A 15,843-nucleotide genomic window follows, 5' to 3' on the forward strand; every position below is an offset into this window, starting at 1 on the left:
CGTCATGACGGCCGCTGAGGGCGCCGGGGGGCGCGTCGACCTCGACCAGGTTTCGGACACCGACATCGCGATCGTCGGCATGGCGCTGCATGTGCCGGGGGCGCGCGATCCGTCCGCCTTCTGGCGCAACCTGCGCGAGGGGGTCGAGTCGATTCGCCGCCTGAGCGAGGACGAGCTTCTGGCCGCCGGCGAGTCGCCCGACCGCATCCGCCATCCCAATTACGTGCCCGCCGCCGCGCCGCTCGAGGGGTTCGACGAATTCGACGCCGAGTTCTTCGGCTTCAGCCCCAAGGAGGCGGCGATCCTGGATCCCCAGCACCGCCAGTTCCTGGAAACGGCGTGGGAGGCGCTCGAGAACGCCGGCCATCCGCCCGAGCGATTCCCCGGCCCGATCGGCGTCTTCGCCGGCTGCGGCATGGGCAGCTATTTCTACTTCAACATCTGCTCGAACCCCGATCTGGTCGATCAGGTCGGCATGTTCCTGCTGCGCCACACCGGCAACGACAAGGATTTCCTTGCGACGCGGGTCAGCCACATCTTCGACCTCAAGGGGCCGAGCGTGAACATCCAGACGGCGTGCTCGACCTCGCTCGCCGCGACCCACTACGCCTGCCAGGCGCTTCTGGGCGGCGAGTGCGACATGGCGCTGGCCGGGGGCGCCACCATCGAGCTGCCCCATGCGCGCGGCTACCTGTTCCAGGAGGGCGAGATCCTTTCGCCCGACGGCCACTGCCACGCCTTCGACCACCGCGCCCAGGGCACGGTGTTCGGCTCGGGCGCGGCGGTGGTGGCGCTGCGCCGGCTCAAGGACGCGCTGGCCGACGGCGACCATGTCTGGGCGGTGATCAAGGGCACGGCGGTCAACAACGACGGCGCCGCCAAGGCCGGCTACCTGGCGCCCAGCGTGGACGGGCAGGCGGCGGCCATCGCCGAGGCCCACGCCGTCGCGGGCGTGGGCCCCGACACGATCGGCTATGTCGAGTGCCACGGCACCGGCACCTACCTGGGCGATCCGATCGAGGTCGCGGCGCTGACCGACGCCTTCCGCCGCGGGACCGACAAGACCGGCTTTTGCCGCATCGGCTCGGTCAAGACCAATATCGGCCATCTGGACACCGCCGCGGGGGCGGCGAGCCTGATCAAGACGGCGCTGGCGCTGCACGAGGGCGAGATCCCGCCCAGCCTGGGCTACGAGGCCCCCAACCCGGCCATTGATTTCGAGACCAGCCCCTTCCGCGTCGCCGGCGCGCTGACGCCCTGGCCGCGCGGGGCCGCGCCGCGCCGGGCGGGGGTGAACTCGCTGGGCGTGGGCGGCACCAACGTCCACGCGGTGCTCGAAGAGGCGCCCGCGCAGCCGCCGTCCGAGCCTTCGGACTGGCCGTTCCAGCCGATCGTCCTGTCGGCGCGCTCGCGCAAGGCGCTGGACGAGGCCTCGGCGGCGCTGGCCGCGCATCTGCGCGCCCATCCCGAGCAGGACCTGGCCGACGTCGCCTTCACGCTCAAGGAAGGCCGCCGCGCCTTCGAGAAGCGCCGCGTCCTGGTCGCGGCCGACCGCGAAGAGGCCGCGCGCCTGCTCGAGGAACGGCCCCCGCGCCGCGTCTTCGATCACGAGGCGCTGGCCGAGCCCGAGGTCGTCTTCATGTTCCCCGGCGGGGGGGCGCAATACGTCAACATGGCCCGCGACCTCTACGAGACCGAGCCGGTCTTCGCCGACTGGATGGACAAGGGGCTCGAGATCCTGGCGCCGCTGACCGACCATGACCCGCGCGCGCTGTGGCTGCCCGAGCCGGGCGCCGAGGCCGAGGCGGCCGAGCGGCTGCGCCGGCCCTCGGCGCAGCTGCCGCTGATCATGATCGTGGAATACGCGCTGGCGCAGCTGTGGATGTCCTGGGGGGTGCGGCCGGCGGCGCTGGTCGGGCACTCGATGGGCGAGAACGCGGCCGCCTGCCTTGCGGGCGTGATGTCCTTCGAGGACTGCATCCGCCTCGTTCATCTGCGCGGGCGCCTGTTCGACGAGGCCCCCGCCGGCGGCATGCTGAGCGTGCCCATCTCGGCCCAAAGGCTGGCGCCGCTGCTGGGCGAGGAGCTGGACGTCGCCAGCGTCAACGCGCCCGAGCTGACCGTGGCCTCGGGCCCGCAGGCGGCGCTCGACGCGTTGCAGGCGCGCCTGGCCGAGCTCGACATCGAGGCGCAGCGCATTCCCATCGACATCGCGGCCCATTCGCGCATGCTCGACCCGCCTCTGGCGCGCTTCGGCGACTTCCTGCGCGGCCTGTCGCTGTCGCCGCCGCGCATTCCGATCGTGTCGAACCGCACCGGCAAGGTGCTGACCGACGCCGAGGCGACCGACCCCGACCACTGGGTGCGGCACCTGCGCGGCACGGTGCGCTTCGCCGATTGCATCGGCGCCCTGGCCGAGCGCCCGGGGCGCGTGTTTCTCGAGGTCGGGCCGGGCAAGGCGCTGGGCGCGATGGCGCGCATGCATGGCGCGGTTCCCGCGCAGCAGGTCATCGACACGCTGCGCCACCCCGACGAGGCCATCTCGGACGACGCCTATTTCCTGGGCGCGGTGGCGCGGCTGTGGGCGCTGGGCGTCGAGGCAGACTGGACCCAGATCTGGGGCGAGGCGCGCCGCCGCCGCGTGCCGCTGCCCACCTATCCGTTCCAGCGCGCGCGTTATTTCATCGAACCGGGCGTCGGCGCGCATCGCGGCGGCGCCGAGCGGCCCGCGCGCATCGACGACATCGCCCGCTGGGGGGCGCGTCCCGTCTGGCGGCCGAAATTCGCCGACTGCCCCGTGGATCTCGAGGAAGAAGGCGCGCTCGAAGCCGCGCTGGCCGAGGGCGCGGCCCCGCGCAGCTGGCTGTTCTTCATGGACGAGGCCGGCCTGGCCGCCCGCGCCGCCGCGCGGCTGCGCGCCGCCGGCGCCGAGGTGATCGAGGTGCGCGCCGGCGACGCCTTCGCCCGCACGGGCGAGGACGCCTACGTCATCGCGCCAGAGCGCGGGCGCGAGGATTACGACCTGCTCGTGCGCGATCTGGTCGAGCGCGGCCGCGCGCCCCAGCGCATCGCGCATTTCTGGCTGACCACGGCGAAGGAAAGCTTCCGCCCCGGTTCGAGCTTCTTCCACCGCAATCAGGAGCAGGGCTTCTACGCGCTGACCTTCCTGGGGCAGGCCATCGCGGCCGAAGGGCTGCCCGCGCCGCTGCACATGACGGTGGTGACCTCGGGCGCGGCGCGCGTGAAGGACGAGCCCCTGCCCCATCCCGAGAAGGCCGCCGTCGCCGGCCCGGCGCGCGTCATCCCGCGTGAGCTGCCCGGCGTGACCTGCGCCACGCTCGACGTGGCCTTGCCCGGCGCGGGGGCGCGGGCGGGCGGGCCGCTGGCCATGCTGCGCGACCCCTTCGCCGGGCGCCGCGCCGCCGAGGCCGAGATGGACCTTCTGGCCGAGCGCGTGCTCGAGGACCTGCTGGCCGCGCCCGCCTGCGCCGCCGCCGCCCTGCGCGGCGAGCGTCGCTTCGAGCTGGAATGGCGGCCCATGCCCCTGCCCGAGGCGCCGCGGACGCCGATCTTGCCCGAGGGGGGCGTGTGCCTGATCACCGGCGGCTTCGGCGGCGTCGGGTTGACGGTGGCCGAGCGGCTGGCGCGCGAAAGCCGTGCGCGGCTGGTGCTGGTGTCGCGCACGCCGCCGCCCCCGCGCGAGGAGTGGGCGGCGCTGGCGGGCGCGCTAGCGCCGGACGATCCGCGGCTGCGGCGCATCCGCGCGGTCGAGCGGCTCGAGGCGCTGGGCGCGCAGGTCATGCCGGCCGCGGCCGATGTGTGCGACCTCGAGCAGATGCGCGCCGTGCTGGCCGAGGCCGAGCGCCGTTTCGGCCCCGTCCAGGCCGTGATCCATGCCGCGGGCGCGGTGCGCGACGCGCCGCTGATGACCAAGACGCCCTCGGCCATCGAGGATGTGTTCGCCCCGAAGATCCACGGACTTCAGGTGCTTCAGACGCTGTTCTTCGACGAGGCGCGCAAGGGCGCGCGGGCGCCGCTCGACTGGATGGCGCTGTTCTCGTCCAGCTCGACCATCATCGCGCCGGCCGGGCAGGTCGATTACGTCGCGGCCAACGAATACCTCAACGCCTGGGCGCAGGCGCATGCGGGCGGCCCGACGCGCGTCGTGGCGATCGACTGGGGCGTGTGGGCCGAGGTCGGCATGGCGGCCGAGGCCATGGCCGCCCGCGAGGCGGGCGACGCCGCGCCCAGGGAACCGGTCGCGGGCGCGCCGCTTCTGGACGTCGCCGCCCATGACGAGTCCGGCGCGCGGCTGTTCGAGGCCGAATGGCGCCCCGAGGACCGCTGGGCGCTGGACGAGCACCGCACCGCCGCCGGCGACGCCCTGCTGCCCGGCACGGGCTATCTCGAGCTGGCGGCCGAGGCGCTGGCGGCGCACGGCCAGGGCGGCCCCTTCGTCCTGCGCGACCTGTGGTTCCTGCGCCCGCTGCACGCGCCCGACGGCGCGGCGCCGGGCGGCGGCCTCAAGGTGCGCGTGCGCCTGCGCCGCACGGATGAAGGCTATGCCTTCGACGTGCTCGGCGCCTGCTCGGTCGAGGGCCGCCCCGCCTTCCAGCTTCACGCCCAGGGGCGCATCGCGCTCGGCGCGCCGGCCCCGGCCGCGCCGCTGGACCTCGCCGCCGTCGAGGCGCGCTGCGACGCCGCGCGGCGGGCCGATCCGGCGGGGCTCGTCTCGCCGCAGGAGGCGCATCTGCGCTTCGGCCCGCGCTGGCGCGTGCTGCGCGCCCTGGCGCTGGGCCGGGGCGAGGGGCTGGCGCGCCTGGCCCTGCCCGAGGCGGCGCGGGCCGATCTCGACGCCGGCTGGCTGCTGCACCCGGCGCTGATGGATCTGGCCACCGGCTGGGCCATGGAGCTGATCCCGGGCTACGCGCCCACGCATCTGTGGGCGCCGATCTCGTATGAAGAGGTGCGCGTGCACGCCCCGCTCGAGGCCGAGGTGGCGAGCCATGTGCGCCTGGTCGAGGCCGACGCCGACGGCGCGCGCTTCGACGTGCTTGTGGCCGATCCGGCCGGGCGCGTTCTGGTCGAGGCGAAGGGCTTCGCCATCAAGCGGCTCGAGAACGCCGACTTCGCCCGCCCGCGCCCGCCCTCGGCGCGCGAGGTCGAGTTCGACCGGCCCTCGGCCGCGGCGCGCGCGCGCTCGCCGGCCGAAGAGGCGCTGGCGTACGCGCTGTCGCAGGGCATCCGTCCCGAGGAAGGCGCCGAGGCCTTCGTCCGCGCCATGGCGGCGGGGCGCGCGCAGCTGGCGGTCTCGTCCATGGATCTGGGCGCGCTGGCCGCGCAGGCCGCCGCCGCCGCGCCCGCCGAGGAAGACGCCGCGCGCAAGTTCGCCCGCCCCGAGCTCGAGGGCGGCTACGTCGCGCCGCGCACGGATCTCGAGCGCAGCCTGGCCGGCTTCTGGGAGGATCTTCTGGGCGTGGACAGGGTCGGGGTCGAGGACAGCTTCTTCGATCTGGGCGGGCACTCGCTGATCGCGGTGCGCCTTTTCGCCCGCATCAAGAAAAGCTGGGGCGTCGATTTTCCCATCTCGACCCTGTTCGAGGCGCCCAGCGTGGCCGCCCTGGCGGCGCTGATCGCCGAGCGGCTGGGCGTGGACCCGGCCGCGGGCGACGACGCCGCGCTTGCGGCCGAGGCCCCGCGCCCCGCCGCGCGGCCCGCGCGCCGCTTCACCCATCTTGTGCCCATGCACGAGCGCGACGGCGGCGCCGGGGCGCCGATGTTCCTGGTGGCGGGCATGTTCGGCAACGTGATGAACCTGCGCCACCTGGCCCAGCTGGTCGGCGCCGAGCGGCCCTTCTACGGCCTTCAGGCGCGCGGCCTTTACGGCGACCAGCCCCCGCACGAGACCTTCGAGGAGGCCGCGCGCGACTGCATCGCCGAGATGCGCCAGGTTCACCCGGGCGGGCCGTGGCTGCTGGGCGGCTTCTCGGGCGGCGGCATCACCGCCTACGAGATCGCGCGCCAGCTGCGCGAGGCGGGCGAAGAGGTGGCGCTGCTGGCGCTGCTCGACACGCCCCTGCCCATGCGCGAGCCCCTTTCCGCGCGCGACCGCGCGCTGCTCAAATGGGGGCAGATCCGCCAGGGCGGGCCGGCCTATCTGGCCCGCTGGGCGCGCGAGCGCATCGCCTGGGAGGCGGGCAAGCTGCGCGCGCGCATGGACGAGCCCGCCTCGGACGAGCCCGTGCGCCGCTTCCATGACGAGGCCATCGAGGCGGCCTTCCTCGCCGCGCTGCCGCGCTATCGGATGCATCCGTGGGACGGGCCGCTGACGCTGTTCCGCCCGCCGCTGCGCAAGGTGCACAAGGTGTCGGGCGGGCGCTGGGTGGATGACGAGCGCGCCTATGTGCTCGAAGACAACGGCTGGACCCGTTGGGCGCCCGCGACCGAGGTGGTCGAGGTGCCGGGCGATCACGACTCGATGGTGCTCGAGCCCAATGTGCGGGTGCTGGCGGCGCGGCTGCGCGCGCGCATCCTGGCCGCCGAGGCGGCGGCGGGCCGCGCGGGCGCGCCGCGCGCCGCGGCGGCGGAGTAGCGCCATGACCGATCCGACGGTTCTGACGATCGTGCTCAACTGGCGCACCGCGCCGATGACGCTGCGCGCGGCGCGCGCGGCGCTGGCGGCGATGGAGGGCATCCCCGGCGCGCTGACGGTGGTCGACAACGACAGCGGCGACGGCTCGTTCGAGATGCTCAGCGCCGCGCTGGCCGACGCCCCGCGCGCGCGGGTCATCCGCGCGCCCTCGAACGGCGGCTTCGGGGCGGGCAACAATTTCGGCATCCGCGCCGGGCTGCCCGACGGGCGGGCGCCCGACTACGTCTACATCCTCAACTCCGACGCCTTCCCGGCCCCGGACGCGATCCGCCGGCTGCGCGACCATCTCGAGGCGCACCCGCGGACCGCCTTCGCCGGCAGCTACATCCACGGCCCCGAGGGCGAGCCGCACACGACGCTGTTCCGCTTTCCCACCATCGCGGGCGAGCTGGAAGGCGCGGCGCGCTTCGGCCCGCTGAGCCGCCTTCTGCGCGGCGCGGCGGTGCCGCTGCCGATCCCCGATCGCTCGCGCCCGGTCGACTGGGTCGCCGGCGCCAGCCTGATGATGCGCCGCGCGGCGCTGGATCGGATCGGGCTCTTCGACGAGGCGTTCTTTCTCTACTACGAGGAAACCGACCTGTGCCTGCGGGCGCGCCGCGCCGGCTGGTCGGTGGACTATGTGCGCGAGAGCGAGGTCATGCATATCGGCTCGGTCTCGACCGGGCTCAAGACCGCGCGGCGCATGCCCGCCTACTGGTTCGATTCGCGCATGCGCTACTTCGTCAAGAATCACGGCCGCGCCTATGCCGCGGCGGCCACGGGCGCACGCGCGCTGGGCTGCGCGATCCGGCGCGCGCGCGTCGCCGTGCAGGGCGCGGACACCGGCGATCCGCCGCATTTCCTGAAGGACCTGCTCCGGCACGCGGCCGCGTCCGTCGCCGGGGCGGCATGGCCGGGGCGCGCGCCCGTGCGGGGCGCGGCCGCGCCCGGCAAGGGCTGAACGCGATCGGGGCGGGGCCGGCGCCGCCCGCATTGGGGGATTTTTCGATGACTGCCTTTTCAACCGTTCTGGTCGGCGACGAGTCGCTGCTCATCCAGTGCGCCGAGCGCCTTCGCGCGCGCGGCCACGCCATCGCCGCCGTCGTGACCGACGATGCGGGCGTGCGCGGGTGGGCGCAGGAGGCCGGGCTGCGCGTTGCGCCGCGCGGACCCGAGCTTGCGCAGGCGCTTGCGCCCCTTGGCTTCGACTGGCTCTTGTCCATCGCCAATCTGCGCGTGCTGCCGGACGAGGTGCTGTCGCTGGCGCGCAAGGGGGCGGTGAATTTCCATGACGGCCCGCTGCCCCGGCGCGCGGGGCTGAATGCGCCGCTCTGGGCGCTGCTCGAGGGCGACTCGAGCCACGGCGTGACCTGGCACCTGATCGAGGGCGGCGTGGACGAGGGCGACATCCTGGCCGAGCGCGCCTTCGAGCTTGCGCCCGACGAAACCGCGCTCACGCTCAACGCGCGCTGCTACGCCGCCGCGCTCGACAGCTTCGAGGACCTGCTGGCGCAGCTCGAAAGCGGCGTTCCGGCGCGCAAGCCGCAGGATCTGTCGCAGCGCCGCGTCCACCGGCGCGCCGACCGGCCCGAGGCCGCCGCGCGGCTCGATTTCCGCCGCCCGGCGGCCGAGCTGGCGGCGCTGGGGCGCGCGCTTGACCACGGAACCTATTTCAACCCGCTCGCCAAGCCGAAATTCGTCGACGCCCATGGCCGGCTGCTTCTGGCCGGCCGCATCGAGGCGCTGCCCGACGAGGACGCCGCGCCGGGCGCCGAGGCCGGCGCGGTGCTCGAGGTCGCGCCCGATGCGCTGATCGTGGCCGTCGGGTCGGGGCGCGTGCGCCTTTCCGCGCTGACCGACGCGCTGGGCGCCCGGGTCGCGGCCGAGGATGCGGCGCGGGTCGGGGCGGTTCTGCCCTCGCTCGACGCCGAGGCGGCGCACGCCTTGACCCGGCGCGTCGAAGAGGCCGCCCCCGCCGAGGCGCGTTGGCGCGCGCGGCTTGCGGCCATGGTCCCGGCGGCCGTGCCGCTGGCCGCGCCGCGCGATCCCTCGGCGCCGGCGGCCGGGCGCGCGCCGCGCCGGCGCCGGCTGGATCTGCCCGCGGGGCTCGACGCCGACGCGCTGGCCGCCATCGCCGCCGCCGGCGCGGCGCGCGGCGGCGCGGGCGAGGCCTTCGACCTGGCGCTGCGCGAGGCCGCCCATGCCGAGGCCGAGGCGGCGACCGCCGGCGTGCTGAACGGCTGGGTTCCGGTCCGCTTCGAGGCCGATCCGTGCGGCGACGGCGCGACGCCCTTCGCCGAGGCGCGCGCGGCCTTCGCCCGCCGCCTGGCCGAGGCTCGGCGCGACGGGACCTTCGCGCGCGACCTGGTCGCCCGCGACCCGGCGATCGCCGGCCTGCCGGTCCCCGACCTTGCGCTGCTGGGCCCGGGCGCGCCGCCGCTGGCCGAGGCCGCGGCGCAGCTGGTCCTCGACCCGGCCGCGCCCGAGCTGCTGACCGATCCCGCCCGGTTGGGCGAGGCCGAGGCCGAGCTGCTGGCCCGCCGGATCGAGACCCTCGCCGCCGCGCTGGCCGCGCCCGAGGCCGAGGCGGCCCCGACCGCGCGCCTGCCCGTCCTGCCCGAGGAAGAGCGCGCGCGCCTGCTGCGCGAGTGGAACGCCACCGAGGCGCCCTTCGAGGACCGCCCGATCCATCAGCTGATCTCGGCGCAGGCGGCCCGCGCGCCGGACGCGCCCGCCATCGCCTTCGAGGACCGGACGCTGACCTACGCCGAGCTCGAGGCCGAGGCCGAGCGCGTCGCACACGCGCTGCGCGCGATGGGGGTGGGGCCGGGCGTGCTGGTCGGGCTGTGCGCGCCGCGCGGGCCCGAGCTGGTGGCCGGGGCGCTGGGCATCCTCAAGGCCGGCGGCGCCTATGTGCCGCTCGACCCGTCCTACCCGGCCGAGCGGCTGGCGCTTTATGTCGAGGACAGCGGCGCGCCGGTGATCGTCGCCCATTCAGCGACGCTGGACGCGCTGCCGCCCCATGAGGGGCGGACGCTGGTCATCGACCGCGATCTGCGCCCGGCCGAGGCCCCGGCGACGCCCCCAGAGGGCGGCGCCGGCCCCGAGGAACTGGCCTACGTCATCTACACCTCGGGCTCGACCGGGCGGCCCAAGGGGGTGATGGTCACGCATCGCAACGTGGCGAACTTCTTCGCCGGCATGGATGCGCGCATCCCGCACGACCCGCCGGGAACCTGGCTGGCGGTCACCTCGCTGAGCTTCGACATCTCGGTGCTGGAGCTGTTCTGGACGCTGGCGCGCGGCTTCAAGGTGGTGATCGCCGGCGACGACGACCGCGGGCTGGTCTCGAACGGGCCGCTGGCGGTCTCGGACCGGCGCATCGATTTCAGCCTGTTCTACTGGGGCAACGACGACGGGCCGGGGCCGAAGAAGTATCAGCTGCTGCTCGAGGGCGCGAAATTCGCCGACGCGCACGGCTTCTGCGCCGTCTGGACGCCCGAGCGCCATTTCCACGCCTTCGGCGGCCCCTATCCGAACCCGGCGGTGACCGGCGCGGCGGTGGCGGCGGTGACGCGGAACCTGAGCGTGCGCGCGGGCAGCTGCGTCGCGCCGCTGCACCACACGGCGCGCATCGCCGAGGAATGGGCGGTGATCGACAACCTCACCGACGGGCGCGCGGCGCTGGCCATCGCCTCGGGCTGGCAGCCGGACGATTTCGTCCTGCGCCCCGAGAACACGCCGCCCGCGAACAAGCCGGCCATGTTCCGCGCCATCGAAGAGCTGCGCCGCCTGTGGCGCGGCGAGGCGGTCGAGTATCCGCGCAAGGACGGCTCGATGCACGCGGTCGTCACCCAGCCGCGCCCGGTCTCGGCCGAGCTGCCGATCTGGGTGACCACCGCCGGCAATCCCGAGACCTGGCGCGAGGCCGGCGCCATCGGGGCCAACGTGCTGACCCATCTTCTGGGCCAGTCGATCGACGAGGTCGCCGACAAGATCCGCATCTACCGCGACGCGCTGCGCGAGGCCGGGCACGACCCCGACTCGCGCACCGTGACGCTGATGCTGCACACCTACATCGCCGAGGACCGCGAGAAGGCCCGCGAAATCGCGCGCGAGCCGATGAAGGACTACCTGCGCGCCGCCGCGGGCCTGATCAAGCAATACGCCTGGGCGTTTCCGGCCTTCAAGCGGCCCAAGGGGGTCGAGAACCCGTTCCAGATCGACCTTGGCGCGCTGAGCGCCGAGGAGCTGGAGGGCATCCTCGACTTCGCCTTCAAGCGCTATTTCGAGGATTCGGGCCTGTTCGGCACGATCGAGGACGCGCTGGCCCGCGTCGAGCAGGTCAAGCGCATCGGCGTGGACGAGATCGCCTGCCTGATCGACTACGGCATCGCGCCCGAGCTGGTGCTCGAGGGGCTCAGGCCGCTGGCCGAGGTGCTGGCGCGGGCCAACCGGGCGTCCGAGATCCCGGCGGACGACTTCTCGATCGCCGCGCAGATCCTGCGCCACGGGGTGACGCATCTGCAATGCACTCCGTCCATGGCGCGGATGATCGTCATGAACGACGAGGCGCGCCTTGCGCTGTCGCGCGTCAGGCATCTGATGATCGGCGGCGAGGCGCTGCCGGGCGCGCTGGCCGGACAGCTTGCGCAGGCCGGGGCGGGCGCGGTGCAGAACATGTATGGCCCGACCGAGACGACCATCTGGTCGGCGACCGGCCCGGCCGACCCGTCCGAAGCGGTGGTCAACATCGGAACCCCGATCGCCAACACCCGGCTTTACGTTCTGGACGCGCAGGGCGAACCCGCCCCGATCGGCGCGCCGGGCGAGCTGTGGATCGGCGGGGCGGGCGTGACGCGCGGCTATCTGGGGCGGCAGGACCTGACCGACGCCGCCTTCCGCCCCGACCCCTTCGCCGGGGACGGCTCGCGCATGTATCGCACCGGGGACCTGGCGCGGCGGCGCATGGACGGGCGCATCGACTTCCTCGGCCGCGCCGACCACCAGGTCAAGATCCGCGGCCACCGCATCGAGCTGGGCGAGATCGAGGCCGCCGCCGCCGCCTTCCCTGGCGTGCGCGCCGCCGCCGCGCTGGCGCGCGAGGACGCGCCGGGCGACGTGCGCCTGGCGCTTTACGTCGTCGGCTCGGCGCCCGAGGCGGCGCTGCGCGCCCACCTGGCCGCCGCCCTGCCCGCGCACATGCTGCCGGCGCATGTGATCTTCATGGACGCGCTGCCGCTGACCCCGAACCGCAAGGTCGACCGCAAGGCCCTGCCGGCGCCGGGCGCGGCGGCGGCGGCGGGCGGGGCGCCGCGCCGCGCCGAGGGCCCCGCGCCCGAGGGCGACGCGGCCCGGCGCATCGCCGCCATCTGGTCGCGGGTGCTGGGGGTGGACAAGGTGAGCGCCTCGGACAATTTCTTCGAGCTGGGCGGCCACTCGCTTCTGGCGGTGCAGGCGCATCGCGAGATCAGGGCCGAGCTGGGCGCCGAGCGGCTGTCGATCACGGACATCTTCCGCTTTCCGGTGCTTTCGGCCCTGGCCGCGCATCTCGAGGGCGCCGGCGCCGCGCCGGCCGCCGACCCGGCCGAGGACGACGCCCGCGCGCAGGCCCGCGCCGAGGCCATGGCCCGCCGCCGCGCCATGCGCGCGCGCCGCGGCGCGCCGGCCGCCTGAGCCGGCGAAGGGCGCGGGAATTTGCCCGCTGCGCGGCGGTGGGGTATCACCATGGCCGGACGATCCATGACCGGCCGAGGGGAAGCGATGATCGAGGGCGCGCGGGGTGCGGGCGGATCCGGCGGCGCGGCGGAGGCCGCCGGCTGATGCCTTACGCGCTGCATGAAGGCCGCGTGATCTTCTTCGCGCATGTGCCAAAGGCCGGCGGATCCAGCGTCGAAGACCACATGGCCGCGCGTTTCGGCCCGCTCGGGCTGCTCGATCGCGGCTGGATGCAGGGCTGGATCGACGGGCGCTGGCGCGACGGAGGGCTGGCGGTCTCGCCGCAGCACCTGGCCGCGGCGGATCTGCGCGGGCTGCTGCCGCGCACGCCCGACGCGGCGTTCGCGGTGGTGCGCGACCCCGTGGCCCGCATCGTCAGCGAGTATCGGTTTCAGGCCCGCGCCAGCCGGCCCCTGTCGCGCCCGCGCCTGGCGCGGCTGGGCTTCGACGTGTGGCTGCGCGCGACGCTGGCGGCGGCGCGGCGCGATCCGCGGGTGTTCGACAACCACATCCGCCCGCAGTCCGACATCGTGCCCGAGGGCGCGCGGGTGTTCCGTCTGGAAGATGGCCTGGACGCGGTCGCCGAGTGGCTGGACCAGGTCGCCGGCCCGCCGCCGCAGGGCCAGACGCCCGGCGGCCGCATCGGCCATGCGCTGCGCTCGACCGGGGCGCCGATCCGGCCCGGCCGGGCCGAGCTTGCGCTCATCGCCCGGTTCTATGCGCGCGACTATGCGCGCTTCGGCTATCCGCCGCCGGATCTTGACGCCGCGCCGGCGCGCACGCAGGGCGGGCTTGCGCCGCGTCCGGGATGGAGGGCGCGCCTGTGGCGCGGGGCGGGGGCGGCCGCGCGCCCCGTCGCGCCGTTGCTGGGGCCGGGGGTGGCGGCGGCCTGGCGGCGCGGGCGCATTTGACCGGCGCCGGGCGCCGAACGGCTTTTCCGTGCGGCGCCGGCGCGCTATCGTGGCCGGGCCGGCGCCGGCGGGTCGATTTCCAAGGGTGTTCTTTCATGCCGAATGCGTTCCGCGCCCAGCGCGCGCCAGGCTCGTCGCCGAGCCGCGCGCCATGAACGCGCCGCATCCCGCGGGCGATGCGGATCGTCCGCTCGTCACCCTTTTCGTCTTCGCCTACCGCCAGCAGGACACGGTGCGCGAAGCCATCGAGGCCGCCTTCGCCCAGACCTACGGCCCGCTCGAGATCCTGCTGTCGGACGACGCTTCGCCGGACGGAACCTTCGAGGTCATGCGCCGCATGGCCGAAAGCTATCGCGGGCCGCACCGGGTCACGCTCAACCGCAATGCGCGCAATCTGGGCATCGTCGCGCATCTGGACCGCATCGCCGAGATCGCGGCGGGCGAGCTGCTGGTGCAGAACGGCGGCGACGACATTTCCGAACCCGACCGCGTGGCGGCGTTGATCGAGGCCTGGCGGGCCAGCGGACCCACGCCCGAAAGCCGCGCCGCGCTGGTCCATTCCGAGGCGCTGCGCATCGACGCCGCGGGGCGGCCCCTGGGCGTGCGCCGGCCGAGTCCGGTGGTCGATTCGCGCGTGTCGCCCGAGGCTTTCCTGCGCGGCAACATGTATGTGATCGGCGCGACGCAGATGTGGGCCCGGCGCCTGCACCGGCGCTTCGGCCCGCTGTCGCCGACCGCGCTGGTCGAGGACCGGGCGCTGCCCTTCCGGGCGCTGCTGGACGCCGGAGCGGCCTTCGTCGATCGCCCCCTGCTGCGCTATCGCGCCGGGGGCGTCTCGGAAACCGAGGATGGCGGCGACCCGGCGGCCGCGCGCGTCAGGCGTTTGTTATACCGGCGCTGGTATGTCTCGTGCTACCGGACCTATGCGCGCGATCTGGACGCAGCGGGCGGGGCCGAGCTTGACCCTTTGCGCGCGATCTGCGCACAGGAGCTGCGGCTGCACGAGCTGCGCCTTGCGGCGGCCGAGCGGACGGGGCTTGCGCGGCTGGCGCTGATCCCCGAGGCTCTGCGCCTTGCCGTTCGCCGTCGGGAGCCGGAAATCGCGGCCGATCTGGCGCGCGCGATGGCCGGCGCCTGGCGCGCGGGCGCGGCCGAAGGACGAGAGAGGATTCGATGAAGCAGCAAGCGGCGAGCGCGGCGGCGCGCATGGCCCAGGCGGACCGGCTTCCGCGCCTGGCCATCGCCTTTGTCGTCTGCCTGGCGATTCCCCTGGTCTTCTACATCGGTCCTCTGCGGATGACGCCCTATCGCGTCGTGCTGGTCGCGTCCTTCGCGCCGCTGGTGGGGTTGTGGCTTGCGGGTCGGCTCGACGGGATCAAGCCGCCGGATCTGATGGCGGCCTTCTATGCGCTGTGGGCGGGGCTGTCGCTGGTGGTCAACCATGGCCTCGAGAAGGTCGAGCTGGCCGGCATCACCGCGATCGAGATCCTGGGCGCCTACCTGCTGGCGCGCGCCTCGATCCGGGGGCCGAACGGGTTTCGGGCCTTCGTGCGCACCCTGCTTTGGGTCACCTTGGCGCTGATCCCCTTCGCTTTCGTCGAGGCGGTGTTCTACAGGCGGCTGTTTCAGGAGGTGCTGGGCGGGTTGGCGCTTCCGATCTCGAGCTTCGAAACCCGGTGGGGCATGCTGCGCGCCGCCGCATCGTTCGAGCACCCGATCCTGTTCGGGGTGTTCGCGGCGTCGGGTCTGGCGATGTCCTATTACGCGCTGCGCGGCGACGGCCGCCGCTGGCCCATGGCGGCGCTGGTGGCGGGCGCGGGGGCGTTCTTCTCGCTGTCGCTCGGCGCCTATGTCGCCTTGGCCGCGCAGCTGGGCCTGATCGTCTACGACCGCCTCACCGAGGGGCGGAAGGGCCGTTGGCGCAACCTGATCATCGTGATCGGCGCGGTTTACGCGTTCTTGCTGGTCGCATCGAACCGCGGGCCGATCCTGATCTTCATCCAGACCTTCGCGTTCAACTCCTTTTCTTCCGCCGTCCGACTCCAGACCTGGAACTACGGCACCGACGTGGTGCTGAACAACCCGATCTTCGGCATCGGGCTGGACGACAACTGGCCGCGGCCGCACTGGCTGACGCATAGCGTGGACAATTTCTGGCTGCTCAATGCGATGCGCTACGGTCTGCCCGCCGCCATCGCCATCGCGGGCATGGTGTTGTGGACGCTTCTTCGCCTCGGGGCGCGTCCGATCGCCGATCCGCAGGTCGACGCCTGCCGCAAGGGGCTGTTGATGTCGCTTGTGGCGATGTGCGTGGCAGCGGCGACGGTGCATTATTGGGGCACGATCTTCGTCTATTTCATGTTCCTTCTGGGCGCCGGCTCATGGCTGTTGGAGTGGGAGGAGTCCGCCGCTCCGGCGACCTCAGCCGCGCGCGGACCGGCCTCGGCGCTGCGTCGGCGCGCGCCGGACGAGGCGCCCGCGCCCCAGCCCGGCCCCAAGCCCGCCCGCAGGCCCGTCGCATCGCCGGCGCCGCCGCGCGGTTTGCCTCTGGGCACCGGACCGCGCCGGGGCTGAGGGGCGGGG

6 protein-coding genes are annotated in these 15,843 nt (G+C 74.2%); all 6 read left to right on the forward strand.

The window, feature by feature from the left end; all coding sequences use genetic code 11:
• The first annotated feature begins 4 nt into the window (after positions 1-4).
• The 6 genes from BMW67_RS08540 to BMW67_RS08565 all read left to right on the forward strand — a co-directional run bounded on the left by BMW67_RS08540 (position 5) and on the right by BMW67_RS08565 (position 15,834).
• Positions 5-6,592 (forward strand): type I polyketide synthase, encoded by a 6,588-nt coding sequence (locus BMW67_RS08540; protein WP_072747210.1) that lies wholly within the window; start codon positions 5-7, stop codon positions 6,590-6,592.
• Between the two features lie 4 nt (positions 6,593-6,596).
• Entirely contained in the window at positions 6,597-7,592 is a 996-nt protein-coding gene (locus BMW67_RS08545; RefSeq protein ID WP_072747211.1) for a glycosyltransferase, read from the forward strand.
• A 47-nt stretch (positions 7,593-7,639) separates the two neighbouring features.
• Positions 7,640-12,307 (forward strand): MupA/Atu3671 family FMN-dependent luciferase-like monooxygenase, encoded by a 4,668-nt coding sequence (locus BMW67_RS08550; RefSeq protein ID WP_072747212.1) that lies wholly within the window; start codon positions 7,640-7,642, stop codon positions 12,305-12,307.
• A 146-nt stretch (positions 12,308-12,453) separates the two neighbouring features.
• Positions 12,454-13,260, forward strand: a complete 807-nt coding sequence (locus BMW67_RS08555; RefSeq protein WP_072747111.1) for a sulfotransferase family 2 domain-containing protein — start codon at positions 12,454-12,456, stop codon at positions 13,258-13,260.
• A gap of 151 nt (positions 13,261-13,411) precedes the next feature.
• Positions 13,412-14,437, forward strand: coding sequence for a glycosyltransferase (locus BMW67_RS08560; RefSeq protein WP_125459011.1), 1,026 nt, complete (start codon positions 13,412-13,414; stop codon positions 14,435-14,437).
• Positions 14,434-15,834: an O-antigen ligase family protein gene (locus BMW67_RS08565; protein ID WP_072747113.1), complete on the forward strand. Its 1,401-nt coding sequence runs from the start codon at positions 14,434-14,436 to the stop codon at positions 15,832-15,834. The genes BMW67_RS08560 and BMW67_RS08565 overlap by 4 nt, the downstream gene beginning before the upstream one ends.
• The last annotated feature ends 9 nt before the right edge of the window (positions 15,835-15,843 follow it).

Origin of the sequence: Oceanicella actignis, assembly GCF_900111545.1 — a bacterium.
GTDB lineage: Bacteria > Pseudomonadota > Alphaproteobacteria > Rhodobacterales > Rhodobacteraceae > Oceanicella > Oceanicella actignis.

Bases quoted from the DNA above. Each gene is read 5' to 3' on its own strand.
- BMW67_RS08545 (WP_072747211.1), top strand. From the start codon at position 6,597: ATGACCGATCCGACGGTTCTGACGATCGTGCTCAACTGGCGCACCGCG.
- BMW67_RS08550 (WP_072747212.1), top strand. From the start codon at position 7,640: ATGACTGCCTTTTCAACCGTTCTGGTCGGCGACGAGTCGCTGCTCATC.
- BMW67_RS08565 (WP_072747113.1), top strand. From the start codon at position 14,434: ATGAAGCAGCAAGCGGCGAGCGCGGCGGCGCGCATGGCCCAGGCGGAC.
- BMW67_RS08540 (WP_072747210.1), top strand. From the start codon at position 5: ATGACGGCCGCTGAGGGCGCCGGGGGGCGCGTCGACCTCGACCAGGTT.
- BMW67_RS08555 (WP_072747111.1), top strand. From the start codon at position 12,454: ATGCCTTACGCGCTGCATGAAGGCCGCGTGATCTTCTTCGCGCATGTG.
- BMW67_RS08560 (WP_125459011.1), top strand. From the start codon at position 13,412: ATGAACGCGCCGCATCCCGCGGGCGATGCGGATCGTCCGCTCGTCACC.